This is a genomic window from Cupriavidus sp. 01T418 (genome assembly GCF_056398885.1).
Genome location: NZ_JBFTQG010000042.1, coordinates 1 through 13,502 on the forward strand (window position 1 = coordinate 1; position 13,502 = coordinate 13,502).

Genomic DNA, 13,502 nt, shown 5'->3' on the forward strand with positions numbered 1-13,502 from the left:
CCGGCACCGGCACCCATCGGCACGTAGAACTGTTTGTGCGCATCGATGACGACGGAATCGGCACGCTCGATGCCCGCGAAGCGCCAGCGCTCGCGCTCCGACAGCAGTGTTGCGCCGCCCCATGCGGCATCCACGTGGAAATGGCAGCCGGCCTCGTGCGCAACATCCGCAATCGCGTCGAGCGGATCGACCGCGCCCGTCTCCGTCGTCCCCGCTATGCCGACGATCGCCATCGGCCGGATGTTGCGCTGCTGCAGGTCACGCATGGTGTCGCGCAGCAGGTCGATGCGCATGCGACCGTCTGCATCGACCCCGACCGGCACGAGATTGTCGCGCCCAATGCCAAGGACATCGGCTGCCTTTCGCAACGAGTAGTGCCCGCGCTCCGAGACGACGATTGCAAGCCCGTCATGGCCGTAATGGCGTAGCGCAGCCACCAGTCCGGCGCGATGGATGCCGGCGAAGCCATCACGCGCGCCCAGCAAGTTGTTGCGGCTCGCCCATAACGCGGTGAGGTTGGCGACCGTGCCGCCAGAACAGATCGCGCCGAGCGCGTGGTCGGCATCGTGCAGCCATCTCGCATAGAACGCGCTGTCCTGGGCAAACACCAGCTTGTGCAGCATGCCGATGACTTGGCGCTCGAGCCCTGTCAGCGCGCCCGACGTCTCGAGCTTCACGACGTTCTGGTTCAGCGCTGCCACCACCTTGGCCAGCGAGGGCATGAACGATTACCACCGGCAGTTGGGCAGACATCCGCCAGGGCCAAGCTTAACATGTGCGTCTTGCTCGCGAGGTGCCCACGCCAGCGCGTAGCTCTACAGCGCTACCCCAGCCGCTTGCCGCCACTGCGCTTAACTGCCTGGMGCCCAACCACAGGCTCCTTCGCCGCCGGCACCTCGATACTCTCGCGAAAGCGCTGCGTAACGGCGGTTTCGGCCTGCGCGTGATACGCCAGCGAAATCCCGATTGACGCATCCGGCGGCAAATCGGAGATCGGGCGGAATACCACGCGGCCCGATGCGTGCGATGCGTTGACGGATGGCACCAGCGCGACGCCGAGCCCACTTTCCACCAGCCCCACCACGGTCTGCACCTGAACGGCCTCCTGCGCGATGTAGGGGCTGATGCCGGCGCGCGCGAACAGGTGTGATACCGCGGCTTGCAAGCCGCCCACGCGGGAGGGCGTGTAGCCGATCAGGGGGCAGTCGGCGAGGTCGTGTAAGGCGATCTGCTTTTGCCTGGCCAGGGCGTGGCCGCGCGGGAGCGCGGCACAGAATACATCGGTCTGGATCAGTTGGAAGCGGACGTTCTCCGGGCGGGCGGTGGGCACGCGCACAAAGCCTACGTCGAGCTCGCCACTTTCCACCATCGATAGCAGTTCGAGGTTGGTGCCTTCGCGCAACTCCAGCTTGACCTGTGGGTGGCCTTTGGTGAACGCCTGTATGAGCCGCGGCAGCAAGCCGAACGTGACCGATCCGATAAATCCGATGCGCAGCCGTCCGGCTTCGCCGCTGGCAGTGGCACGCGCGGCCGCGGTCACTTCTTCGGCGTTTTGCAGGCATTTCCTGGCGGCTTGCAAGGCGGACTCGCCGGGGGCGGTCAGGCGTACGCCGCGGGCGGTGCGCTCGAACAGGGCCGTGCCGAGTTCCTCCTCCAGTTTGCGGATGGCGACCGAGAGCGGGGGCTGTGCCATGAAGAGCCGTTCGGCCGCCCGGCTGAAGCTGCTGGTCTCGGCGACGGCCACGAATTGCTTGAGTTGACGCAGATCCATCCATATACCTCGTGTATAGCTCGGTGCATGTAAAGTATTGGATTAAGTATATGGCATTACTTACGATTGTTTCTGAAACAGGCACAAAGAAGCCGAGGGCGCGGGACACAGATTCAGCCGCGCCTAACCTCAGACCGGAGACAATCGATGATCAGCACGAAACGCTGGCTTGCCACTGCCACTGCAATTGCGGCCACCGCCGCGCTAACCCTGCCTGCGCTATCCCTGGCGCAGGCCTTCCCGGCCAAGCCCGTCAAGATCGTCGTGCCATACCCGCCGGGCGGCACCAATGACATCGTGGTGCGCCTGCTGGCGCAGAAGCTGGGCGACAGCATGGGCCAGCCTTTCGTGGTCGAGAACAAGCCCGGCGCCTCCGGCAACCTGGGCGCGGAGCAGGTGGCCCGCGCGGCGCCGGACGGCTACACACTGCTGCTGGTGACGACGGGGCATTCGATCCATCCTTCGCTCTACAAGAACCTGCGCTACAACATCAAGACCGATCTCACCCCGGTGAGCGAACTCACACGCGGCCCGATGTTGGTGATGGTGACGCCGTCGCTGCCCTACAAGACCATTCAGGACGTGATTGCCGCGGCCAAGGCCAAGCCCGGCTCGATCAACTTCGGCTCGGCGGGCAACGGTTCGTCCACGCACCTGGCGACCGAGCTGCTGAGCTCGATGGCTGGCGTGAAGATGACCCACATCCCGTATAGCGGCAGCGCGCCCGCCATGGCGGACGTGATGGCGGGCAATGCCCAACTGGTGATGGACCTGATGTTCTCGGCGCTGCCGCAGGTCAATGGCGGCAAGCTGCGCGCGATCGCCATCACCGGCGCCAAGCGCTCGCCGCTGCTGCCTGGTGTGCCGACCGTGGCCGAATCCGGTGTGCAGGGCTTCGAGACCCTGGCGTGGAATGGCCTGATGGCGCCCGCGAATACGCCCAAGCCAATCATCGACAAGCTCAATGCCGAGATCCACAAGGCGCTGGACGCGCCGGACATGAAAGAGCGGCTGCGCGCGCAGGGCTTCGAGCCGTCGCCGGGCACGCCCGAGCAGTTCAGCGCATTGATCCGTTCCGAGATCGACCGTTGGGCGAAGGTCGTCAAGACCTCTGGCGCCAAGGTCGAATAAGCCGCAGCGGCTCACCTTAGCCCCGACGCGTTCCCGCCATCATTTCTTTTGCAAGCGATCTCGCCATGCCAGACCGTAATCCCCTTGTCCGTCTCCTTCGCCCGCGTTCCGTTGCTGTGATCGGCGCGTCGGACGATCCGCTGCGCATCGGCGGTCGGTCTATCGACTACATGCGCAGCCAGGGGTACCAGGGCCGCCTGATGCCGGTCAACCCCAATCGCGCCACCATTCAGGGCCTGGAAGCCCACGCCAGCGTGGCCGAGCTGCCGGAAACGCCGGACGTGGCCATCGTGGCGGTGGCCGCCAAGCTGGCGCCCGCCGTGGTGGCGGAGCTGGCGGAGCGCGGCACGGCGGCGGCAATCGTGTTTTCCGCCGGCTTTGCCGAGGCTGGCGAGGAGGGCGCCGACATCCAGCAGCGCATGGTGGCTTCGGCGCGCGAATACGGCATGCGCCTGCTTGGCCCCAACTCGCTGGGCGTGGTCAACCCTGGCACCGGCTTCTACGGCAGCTTCACCTCGGTCGTGGAGATGGGCTTTCCGGTGGCCGGCCGCGTCGGCATCGCCAGCCAGTCCGGCGCATATGGCAGCCACATTCTTGGCATTGCGCGCGACGCGGGCATTGGCGTGTCGGCCTGCGTGATGAGCGGCAATGAGAGCGATATCACCTTGGGCGACATCGTCCAAGCCATGGTGGACGACGAGGACACCGATGTGATCGCGGTCTATTCCGAAGGCATCCGCGACGGCGAGCGCCTGTTGCAGGCGCTGGAGGCCGCGCGCAAGGCCAGAAAGCCGGTGGTCATGATGAAGGTCGGCACCAGCGCGGTGGGCAGCGCCGCGGCGCAGTCGCACACGGCCTCGCTGGCGGGCAACGACGCCGTGACCGATGCCGTGCTCGCCGAGTTCGGCGTGGTGCGCGCCCGCTCCACGGAGCATATGCTCGACGTGGCACGGCTGGCCACGCGCCGCATCTATCCGGCCAACAATTCCCTGGGCGTGATCACCGTCAGCGGCGGCGCCGGAGTAATTATTTCCGATGCAGCCGAAGTGGCTGGCTTGCCGATGCCGGAAATGCCGACCGCCACCCAGCAACGCCTGAAGGCGTTGCTGCCCTTTGCGGCACCGCGCAACCCGGTGGACTGCACGGCGCAGTTCCTGAACGACATGACCATCGCGGGCCGCTTCACGGAAGCGGTGGTGGCCGAGGGCGGCTACCAGTCCGTGCTGGGCTTCTTCACTTACACCGGCGGCGCCGCGTCGATTGCGCCGCGCCTGCGCGAACAGCTCAAGGCCGTGCGCGACAAGCATCCGGACCGACTCTACCTGCTGTCGGTGCTGGCATCGCCCGAGCGCGTGCGCGAGTACGAGGCCGATGGCTTCTCCGTGTTCGAGGATCCCACCCGCGCCGTGGTGGCCATCGAAGCCATGGGCCGGTTTGGGCAAGCCTTCGCGCGCGGCCCCGGCCTGCCGCCGCCTGAGGTGCTCCCGGTGGAACTGCCCGGCAGCACGCCAAGCGAGGCTGAGGCCAAGCGAGTGCTGGCGCAGGCGGGCATCGCCGTGGCCCCGGAACGCGCCTGCGCCACGGCTAACGAGGCAATAGCGGCAGCTGAGGCACTGGGCTATCCCGTGGTCCTCAAGATCCTGTCGCCCGATATCCAGCACAAGTCCGAGATCGGCGGCGTGCTACTGAACGTCACCGATAGCGAGAGCGTGCGCACCGGCTTCGACCTGCTGATGGCGCGCGGCAAGCAAGCCGCGCCCGGCGCGCGTCTCCAAGGCGTGCTGGTCGCCAAACAGCTCAGCGGCGGCGTGGAATGCATTCTCGGCATCCAGCGCGATCCCGTCTTTGGCCCAGTGGCCATGTTCGGGCTGGGCGGGATCTTTGTGGAAGTGATGAAGGACGTGGTGCTGCACCGCTGCCCGTTCGGCGAGGACGTGGCGGAGCAGATGATCCGCTCCATCAAGGGCGCACCGCTGCTGCTGGGCGCGCGCGGCAGGCCGCCGGTGGATATCACGGCGCTGGCGGGCATGCTGGCGCGGCTGTCGGTGTTTGCCCACCAGGCCGGTCCGCGCTTGCAGTCGGTCGACCTGAATCCCGTGCTCGCCATGCCGGAAGGACAGGGCGTGTTTGCCGTCGACGCGGTGATCGAGGTGACGGAGCTGTCCCAATGATCCGCGACGCCGAAACCCTGGAAGCCCTGCTCGACAGCATCCGGCGCTTCGTGCGCGAGGCACTCGTGCCGGCCGAGCATCAGGTCGACGAGACCGACGAGATCCCGCCGTATATCGTTCAGGGCATGAAGGACCTGGGCCTGTGCGGCATGACCATCCCGGAGGAATACGGTGGGCTTGGGCTCACCACCGAGGAAGAAGCGCTGGCCGCCATCGAACTGTGCCAGACCTCGCCGGCGTTCCGCTCGTTGATCGGCACAACCATCGGCATCGGCTCGCAGGGCATCCTGATGGACGGCACGGAGGCACAGAAGCACGAATTCCTGCCGCGCCTGGCCAGCGGCGAGATTCTGGCCTCGTTTGCCCTGACCGAGCCAGATGCTGGCTCCGACGCTGCGTCCCTGCGTACCACCGCGCGCGCTGATGGCGATCACTACGTGATCAATGGCACCAAGCGCTACATCACCAATGTACCCTATGCCGGCATCTTCACGGTGATGGCGCGGACCGACAGCACCATCCCGGGCCCGGCCGGCATCACCGCCTTTGTCGTGGATGCCGGCGCGCCGGGCATCAGCTTCGGCAAGCGGGACCGCAAGATGGGCCACCGCGGCTCGCATACCTGTGATGTGATCTTCGACAACGTCAGGGTGCCATCCAGCCGCATCATCGGCGGCGCCGGCAACACGGGACAGGGCTTTCGCACCGCGATGAAGGTGCTGGACAAGGGCCGCATCCATATTGCCGCTGTCTGCGTGGGGGTGGCCGAGCGGATGCTGCGCGATGCCTTGCGCTACGCCACGGAGCGCCGCCAGTTCGGCCAGCCGATCGCCAGCTTCCAACTGGTGCAGGCGATGCTGGCCGACAGCCAGGCGGAGCTGTACGCCGCCCGCAGCATGCTGCTGGACACGGCGCGCAAGCGCGACGACGGCCTGAACGTCTCCACCCACGCGGCCTGCTGCAAGCTGTTTGCCTCCGAGATGTGCGGCCGCGTGGCCGACCGCGCGGTGCAGATCTTCGGCGGCGCCGGCTATGTCGCCGACAGCGGCATCGAGCGTTTCTACCGCGATGTGCGCTTGTTCCGGATCTTTGAAGGCACCACGCAGATCCAGCAGATCGTCATCGCCCGCAACATGATCCGCGACGCCGTGGCGCAGGCCTGACACGCATCGCCATCGATCCAGCAACCATAGCGGAGCCTGCCATGCCCCTCGATCCCAAGCACCTCCTTAACCGCCAATTCGCGCCCGTCGAGCAATCCTACAGCGCGCGCGACAGCATGCTCTACGCGCTGGGCATTGGCCTGGGCGCCGATCCGCTGGACGCGGGCCAGTTGCGCTACGTCTTCGAGCGCGCACACGGCGGCCTGCAGGCGCTGCCCACGCTGGTCAACGTGCTGGGCTACAGCGGCTTCTGGGCCGACCAGCCCGACACCGGCATCACCTGGCAGAAGCTGGTGCACGCCGAGCAGGCGTTCGTGCTGCACCAGCCGCTGCCGGCGCAGGGGCGGGTGGTTGGCAGGAGCAAGGTCACCGCGCTGTACGACAAGGGCCCGGACAAGGGCGCGCTGATGATGCAGGAACGCCGGGTGCATGACGGGGCCACCGGCGACTTGTTAGCCACCGTGACCCAGACCACCATGCTGCGTGCCGACGGCGGCTTTGCCGCGGACGGCGCCGCGGCGGGCTCGCCGCCGCGCCCGCATGCCATGCCCGAGCGCGAGCCGGATGCCGTGTGCGATCTGGCGACACTGCCGCAGGCCGCGCTGCTGTACCGCCTCAACGGGGACTTCAATCCCTTGCACGCCGATCCGGCGGTGGCACAGGCGGCCGGGTTCTCGCGGCCCATCCTGCATGGCCTGTGCACGATGGGCATCGCCATGCACGCTGTGCTGAAGACCGTACTGGCCTACGACGCCACGACGGTACGTGGCATGCGGGTGCGCTTTACCGCGCCGGTGCTGCCCGGCGAGACGCTGCGCACCGCGCTGTGGGTCGATGGCCAGGTTGTGTCGCTGCGTACCACGGCGCTGGAACGCGGCGTGGAGGTGCTCAATGCCGGCCGCGTCGACCTCAGCCAGTCGCCCGTTCCAATCTGACGCTGCCAGCGCAGCAATCCCAGTACACGTAATCCGAGGAGAATCGAATGGATCTGCAGATCAAGGATAAAGTCGCCATCGTCACGGGCTCGGCCCGCGGCCTGGGCGCCGCCACGGCACGCCACCTGGCGCAAGAAGGCGTGAAGGTCGTCATCACGGACATCCTGCGGGAGCAGGCTGAAGCCACGGCTGCCGCGCTGCGCGCAGACGGCTTGCAGGCGCATTGCATCGTCGTCGACATTACCAAGGGTGGCGAGGTGCGGCGGCTGGTAGATGAAACCGTCGCTCACTTCGGCGGGGTCCACATCCTGGTGAACAACGCCGGATTCCCGCGCGACAAGTACCTCGTCAAGATGACCGAGGAGGACTGGGACCTGGTGATGGAGGTGATGCTCAAGGGCGCCTTCCTGGCCAGCAAGGCCRTGATGCCGTGCTTTATCGAGCAGGGCTGGGGGAGGGTCATCAACATCAGCTCGCGCGCGCACTTCGGCAATCCCACGCAAGCCAACTATTCGGCGGCCAAGGCGGGGCTGATCGGCATGGCCAAGGCACTTGCCCTGGAGGAGGGGCGCTACGGCGTCACGGTCAATTGCGTGGCCCCGGGCTTTATGGAAACCGAGATGGTGCAGGCCTTGCCCACCTACGAGACCATCAAGGAGCGCGCCGTTGCCGCGCAGCCGATCAAGCGGATGGGCCGGCCGGGCGACATCGCCGATGCGGTTGCCTTCCTCGCCTCGGAGCGCGCCAGCTTTATTACCGGCGAGGTCCTGCACGTCACTGGTGGGCGCTATGGCTGAGATCGACGAAGGGCCGGTGCGCTGCTTGGTCAAGGACGGCATCGCCACGCTGACGCTGGACAACCCGCCGCTGAACGTAGTCTTCCGCGGCCTGACCGAGGCGCTGGACCGTGCGCTGCATGCGCTGGAGCGCGATCCTGCCGTGCGCGCCGTGGTCCTTACGGGGGCCGGCACGCGTGCCTTCTGCGCGGGGTCCGATATTACCGAGTTTCGTCCGCTGATGGAGCCGGGGCTGATCGTGCCCGGCAAGCTGGCCTTGCAGCATGCGGTGTTCGGGCGGCTGGACGATTTTCCGAAGCCGACGGTGGCGGCGGTCAACGGCCTGGCGTTTGGTGGTGGACTGGAAATCGCTGTCTGCTGCGACCTGATCGTGGCGGATGGGGCGGCGCGCTTCGCGCTGCCCGAGATCAAGCTCGGCGTGTTCCCCGGTAGTGGCGGCCCGGTGCGCGTCACGCGCCGGGTGGGCGAGGGCCGTGCCAAGGAGCTGATGTTCCTGGGCGAGCCCATCGACGCGGCCACCGCGCTGGCCTGGGGCCTGGTCAACCGCGTGGCGCCGCCGGGCCAGGCGCTGGAAGCGGCCCTGGCGCTGGCCGCCACGCTGGCGCAGCGCCCGCCGCTGGCGCTGGCGCTATGCAAGCAGGCCATCGACCTGAGCTTTGATACCACGGAAGACGAGGCCATGCGGCGGGCGCTGCCGCTGTCCGACCGCGTCTTCAGTTCCAAGGAAGCGCAGGAAGGCGTGCGTGCCTTCTTCGCCCGGGAAACCCCGCAGTTCGGCACCGACGAACTGCATCAAGAACATAGGATGCCATCATGAAACGAGCCGCAATCGTCTCCCCCCTGCGTACGCCAATCGGCGCGTTCGGCGGGAGCCTGCGCAGCATCTCCGTCGAAGAACTCGGCGCCACCGTCGCACGCGCCGTGGTCGAGCGGATCGGCCTGGACCCGGCCCGCATCGAGGACGTGGTGTTCGCCCATTCCTACGCCAACGGCGAGGTGCCTTGCACCGGCCGCTGGGTGGCGCTGCAGGCCGGCTTTCCCATCAGCGTTGCTGGGATGCAGCTTGACCGCCGCTGCGGCAGCGGGTTGCAGGCCATCGCCACGGCCGCGATGATGGTGCAGACCGGCGCCGCCGATGTCGTGATGGCCGGCGGCGTCGAGAGCATGAGCAACGTGGAGTACTACACCACCGATATGCGTTGGGGCAAGCGCGCCGGCACGGTGAAGTTCCACGACCGCCTGGAGCGCGGGCGCGAGCGCTCTCAGCCCGAACCCCGCTTTGGCCGCATCTCCGGCATGATCGAGACCGCCGAGAACCTGGCGCGCGACTACGGCATCTCGCGGGAGGAGGCCGACGCCTTTGCGCTGCGCAGCCACCAGCGCGCCGCCGCCGCGTGGTCCAGCGGCAAGTTCGCACAGGAAGTGGTGCCGGTCAGCGTGCCGCAGCGCAAGGGCGATGCGCTGATCGTGAGCGAGGACGAAGGCATCCGTGCCGACCTCACCATCGAGCAGCTCGCGCGGCTCAAGCCCCTGATGAAGGACGGCATCGTCACCGCAGGCAATGCCTGCCAGCAGAACGATGCCGCCGCGGCTTGCCTGATCGTGGCCGAAGACAAGCTGGAAGAGCTGGGCCTGGAGCCCGTCGGCTACCTGCATAGCTGGGCCGTGGCCGGTTGCGAGCCGTCGCACATGGGCATCGGCCCGGTGCCCGCGGTCAAGAAGCTGTTCGGCAAGAACGGGCTCGGCTTCGATGACATGGACCTCGTGGAGCTGAACGAAGCCTTTGCCTGCCAGGCGCTGGCCTGCGCCAAGGGCTGGGGCTGGAACGATCCGGAGCGCTTCAACGTGAACGGATCCGGCATTTCGCTGGGGCATCCGGTGGGCGCCACCGGCGTGCGCATCATGACTTCGCTGATGCACGAACTGGGCCGGCGCGGCGCGCGCTATGGGCTGGAAACCATGTGCATCGGCGGCGGCCAGGGCATCGCCGCCGTGTTCGAACGCGCCTGACACCGCAATCACGGATCGCTCCCATGACCTACCCCTTCCTCAACCGGCTGCGCGTGATCGAAAGCTCGGCCTTTATCGCAGCGCCGCTGGCTGGCCTGACGCTGGCCCAGTTCGGCGCCGACGTGATTCGCGTGGACATGATCGGCGGCGGCATCGACTACCTGCGCATGCCGCGCATGCCGCAGGCCGACGGCAAAGGGCGCAGCCTGTATTGGACCGCACTGAACAAGGGTAAGCGCTCCATCGCGGTCGACCTGCGCATGCCCGAAGGGCGCGAGCTGGTGCAGGCACTGGCGACGGCCCCCGGGCCGGACGCCGGCGCGCTGCTGACCAATATCGGCACGCCGTGGCTCGCGCACGAGACACTGGCCGCGCGGCGTGCAGACATGATCAGCTGCACCATCCAGGGCAACGGCGACGGCAGCACGGCGGTGGACTACACCGTCAACTGCGCCACCGGGTATCCCGCGGTGACCGGCGGGGGCTCGCGCGAGCGGCCGGTCAACCACGTGCTGCCGGCATGGGACATTGCCTGCGCCTACCAAGCAGCCTTTGCCGTGGTCGCCGCGGTGGAGCAGCGCCGGCGCACCGGCGAAGGCGCGGAGCTGAAGCTGGCCTTGTCCGACATGGCCTTCACCATGCTGTCGCATCTCGGCCTGCTCGCCGAGGCCGAATTGCTGCAGCAGGAGCGGCCTTCGGTCGGCAACCACCTATATGGCGCCTTTGGCCGCGACTTTGGCACGCGGGACGGCGGCCGCCTGATGGTAGCCGCGATCTCGGCCGGTCAATGGAAGGCGCTGGTGGAGGCTTGCGGTATTGCCGGGCAGGTGGCAGCGCTGGAACAGCGCACTGGCCTGAACCTGGGCGACGAGGCCGATCGCTTTGCCTGCCGCGAGGCCATTGCCGAACTGGTCGCGCCGTGGTTTGCCACCCGCACGCAGGCCGAGGCGGGGCGCTTGCTGGAGGCGCGCAAAGTCTGCTGGGGCCGTTACAGCACGGTCGGCGAGCTGTTGGCCGGCGATCCGCGCGTGAGCCTTGCCAACCCGGTATTCGAGCGAATTGCGACGCCGGGGATCGGCGAGCATATTGCGGCAGGAGCCGCAGTGCGCGTGCCTTCGATGGCGCGCGAGGCGACCTTGCCGGCAGCGTTGCTGGGCACGCATACCGACCAGGTGCTGCATGAAATCCTGGGGCTGGACGGTGCCGCCGTCGGCCGGCTGCACGATGCCGGCGTGGTGGCGGGCCCGGAGCGCGATCCCACTGCCGGCGGCAGTGCGTGACGGGCGCCCCGGGAATGCGTATTGAGCGAACCCGGTGCAACGGCCGGCTTGCCCAGCCATTGCACCGGGTTCGCTCAATAGCTGACGTTCAACCCTAGTCTCACACTGTGCGGGCGACCGTAGTACGACGAACTCGTGCTCGTGTAGTACTGCTTGTCGAACAGGTTGTAAAGGTTCAGCGTCGCGGAGATCGTCGGCGTGAACGCGTAGCGCGCCATCAGGTCAACGACCGAGTAGCTGCCCTGCGTGAAGCGTACGTCGAGCGGCCCCTGGTCGTCGCTGTAGATCTGATTCTGCCAGCCTTGCCCCACGCTTCAATCCGGCAGCCATTCTTGAGCACATGGAAGAAGACTTCGACTTCCCAGCGCGCCCGGTACCAGTCAATCAAGCTGAGAAGCTCCGGCAACTCCGTTGCCTCCCGATTGCTCAGCAAGCGCCACTCCACCGGCTTCACGTCTTTGGGCGCGACCCGCTGACTTTGCCTTCATGCGTCCCCTCGGCAGCGTTGGCCTTGAGGTAGCTGATCGGCCTAACTTGGGGTCATGCCAAGATTCGTGATTATGCGCTGCAGAGCATAAAGAAGAGGGTTTTTTGGTTAGCGGTCGCGGCCGCATGCATATGAAGAGCACCTGGGGAGAGCAGCCCGCGACCGCTAACCAAAAAATCCTCTGCTGTATGGCGTGCGCTACACAAGCAGCGTCCTGGCCTGCAGCACGGATCTGATCGGAAAGAGCCTGCTTATCTATCTGAACGCCGATGATCTTCGCTGTGTCCGTGCGTTCCAACCTGACGGCGTTGAGTTGGGGCTCTTGGAGGCGCARGGGGGCTGGGGCGTGATGCGGCACAACCTGAAACTACGCCAGCAAATCGATAAGGAGAGGAAAGACAAGAAGCGGTCACGTGTGCYAGTCGAGGCGAATCCCATCGAGGAATACGTCCACGGAAAGCTGGCTCAGGCAAAGAAGACACGGAAGGCYGCATCCGAACTGGCGGAGGCAAAGCGAATTCTGTCATCTGCGCCGACGGTGCGAACTGCGCTGGGGCGGGGCGCATCTGCTGCGCAGCCCACAGYGAACGCAGCATCAGCGCCGACCTTAGACAAGACCTCCGAGCCGCAAACACCAACACGTCCGAAGAAACTGTCTATCGGTACTGGCCAAGTCTTTTAACCCTGACATTCGCGTGGGAGTCATCATGTCGATTMAAATACCGCGTCCGATCGATCCATCGCTGCACCCCCTGGTCACCGGCAACTATCGCATCGCCACGCCAGCCATCGAAGAACTCTACGAACTGGTCACTCGATGTCTGCGCTACAGGATGATGGGCGCGCTGATCTACGGCCCGTCGCGCATCGGTAAGACACGGGCGATCGAGTACGTGCGATTGCTGTTGGCACGCAATCATCCACGTATGACCAGCTACCACGCACGATGCGAACACAAACCGAGGCATGCCGAGGGACCGTTCTTCGCAAACCTGCTTGAAGCGGTTGGTGATCAGGATCCTAACGCTGGCGCCAACCCGGCCAAACGTATGCGCCTCGCTCTAAGGATACGCGAGGCCGCCGCTCGGGCAGGTAGTGGCACGGTTCTGCTCTTCTGTGATGAGGCGCAGCGCTACAACGACAATGAATASGAATGGCTGCGCGATGTTCACGATGCGTTGGATCGACAACAGATTAAGCTGTTCACGTTCCTCGTCGGGCAGCAGGAATTACTCGCTCAGAAAACGGCCATGCARTTGGCAGGGAAAACTCAGATCGTCGCGCGACTGATGGTCGAGGAGTTGGCTTTCTACGGCATTCGAAATGCGAAGGACGTGGCGACGTGTYTGAGCGGCTATGACGAGACGGCTTATCCTGAGCGTAGCCAATGGARCTTTACCCGATTCTACGTTCCGCAAGCSTTTGATGCTGGTTATCGGCTGGTCAGYGATGCCGACGCGCTGTGGGAGGCGTTCGAGGCGGCGCACCACAAGGCCAGTTTGCCAGGCAAACTCGAGATCCCGATGGAGTCGTTTGCGCGTGCCGTTGAGATCCTGCTGAAAGACAGCGAGATCAGGGATTGCCCGGGCTACTGTCCCGAGCCAGCGTTGYGGGCTCATGCGGTACGGCATTGCGGTTATGTCCAGTCACGCCATGCAACCGGACGTGTCCTCGTCGCCGCCGCCTTGTGAGGTGGGAGCACCGCGCTTTCCTATCCTCACGCTCGACGAGGCAAAGCTCACACCGGMGCTGGGCTA

12 protein-coding genes and 1 pseudogene are annotated in these 13,502 nt (G+C 66.0%); 9 read left to right on the top strand and 4 right to left on the bottom strand.

All coding sequences use genetic code 11. The annotated features are described in order from the left end of the window. Both AC1DQ3_RS28365 and AC1DQ3_RS28370 read right to left on the bottom strand, forming a co-directional pair. Positions 1 to 722 (bottom strand): aminotransferase class V-fold PLP-dependent enzyme (locus AC1DQ3_RS28365; protein WP_477123477.1); only part of this gene is annotated, 722 nt, incomplete at its 3' end. 101 nt (positions 723 to 823) lie between these two features. After that, positions 824 to 1,771 (bottom strand): LysR family transcriptional regulator, encoded by a 948-nt coding sequence (locus AC1DQ3_RS28370; protein ID WP_477123478.1) that lies wholly within the window; start codon positions 1,769 to 1,771, stop codon positions 824 to 826. A gap of 147 nt (positions 1,772 to 1,918) precedes the next feature. Here AC1DQ3_RS28370 and AC1DQ3_RS28375 point away from each other — a divergent pair, with 147 nt between their 5' ends. The 8 genes from AC1DQ3_RS28375 (at position 1,919) to AC1DQ3_RS28410 (ending at position 11,258) form a co-directional block, all read left to right on the top strand. Then, positions 1,919 to 2,902, top strand: coding sequence for a tripartite tricarboxylate transporter substrate binding protein (locus AC1DQ3_RS28375; RefSeq protein ID WP_477123479.1), 984 nt, complete (start codon positions 1,919 to 1,921; stop codon positions 2,900 to 2,902). 65 nt (positions 2,903 to 2,967) lie between these two features. Then, positions 2,968 to 5,073 carry an acetate--CoA ligase family protein gene (locus AC1DQ3_RS28380; protein ID WP_477123480.1) on the top strand — a complete coding sequence of 702 codons (2,106 nt, stop codon included), beginning with the start codon at positions 2,968 to 2,970 and terminating at the stop codon, positions 5,071 to 5,073. Continuing rightward, on the top strand, positions 5,070 to 6,236 hold the full coding sequence (locus AC1DQ3_RS28385; protein ID WP_477123481.1) for an acyl-CoA dehydrogenase family protein: 1,167 nt from the start codon (positions 5,070 to 5,072) through the stop codon (positions 6,234 to 6,236). The genes AC1DQ3_RS28380 and AC1DQ3_RS28385 overlap by 4 nt, the downstream gene beginning before the upstream one ends. A 41-nt stretch (positions 6,237 to 6,277) precedes the next feature. Beyond that, positions 6,278 to 7,171, top strand: a complete 894-nt coding sequence (locus AC1DQ3_RS28390; protein ID WP_477123482.1) for a MaoC/PaaZ C-terminal domain-containing protein — start codon at positions 6,278 to 6,280, stop codon at positions 7,169 to 7,171. A gap of 47 nt (positions 7,172 to 7,218) precedes the next feature. After that, complete coding sequence (fabG, locus tag AC1DQ3_RS28395) at positions 7,219 to 7,968, top strand: 3-oxoacyl-ACP reductase FabG (RefSeq protein ID WP_477123483.1); 750 nt, start codon at positions 7,219 to 7,221, stop codon at positions 7,966 to 7,968. Next, positions 7,961 to 8,785, top strand: coding sequence for an enoyl-CoA hydratase/isomerase family protein (locus AC1DQ3_RS28400; protein ID WP_477123484.1), 825 nt, complete (start codon positions 7,961 to 7,963; stop codon positions 8,783 to 8,785). Before fabG ends, AC1DQ3_RS28400 begins: the two co-directional genes overlap by 8 nt. Then, a complete protein-coding gene (locus AC1DQ3_RS28405) occupies positions 8,782 to 9,978 on the top strand; it encodes an acetyl-CoA C-acetyltransferase (RefSeq protein WP_477123485.1) in 1,197 nt (398 codons plus the stop codon). Before AC1DQ3_RS28400 ends, AC1DQ3_RS28405 begins: the two co-directional genes overlap by 4 nt. Positions 9,979 to 10,001: 23 nt before the next feature. Continuing rightward, positions 10,002 to 11,258 (top strand): CoA transferase, encoded by a 1,257-nt coding sequence (locus tag AC1DQ3_RS28410; RefSeq protein ID WP_477123486.1) that lies wholly within the window; start codon positions 10,002 to 10,004, stop codon positions 11,256 to 11,258. Positions 11,259 to 11,332: 74 nt separating this feature from the next. On the opposite strand, the gene AC1DQ3_RS28415 is transcribed toward AC1DQ3_RS28410, so the two are convergent. Further along, positions 11,333 to 11,569, bottom strand: coding sequence for a hypothetical protein (locus AC1DQ3_RS28415; RefSeq protein WP_477123487.1), 237 nt, complete (start codon positions 11,567 to 11,569; stop codon positions 11,333 to 11,335). Then, positions 11,569 to 11,724: pseudogene (locus AC1DQ3_RS28420) on the bottom strand (transposase); the annotation flags it as partial. The pseudogene AC1DQ3_RS28420 and the gene AC1DQ3_RS28415, both read right to left, overlap by 1 nt. Positions 11,725 to 12,452: 728 nt before the next feature. On the opposite strand from AC1DQ3_RS28420, the gene AC1DQ3_RS28425 reads away from it, so the two are divergent. Continuing rightward, positions 12,453 to 13,436, top strand: a complete 984-nt coding sequence (locus AC1DQ3_RS28425) for an AAA family ATPase (RefSeq protein ID WP_477123488.1) — start codon at positions 12,453 to 12,455, stop codon at positions 13,434 to 13,436. Positions 13,437 to 13,502 lie beyond the last annotated feature (66 nt).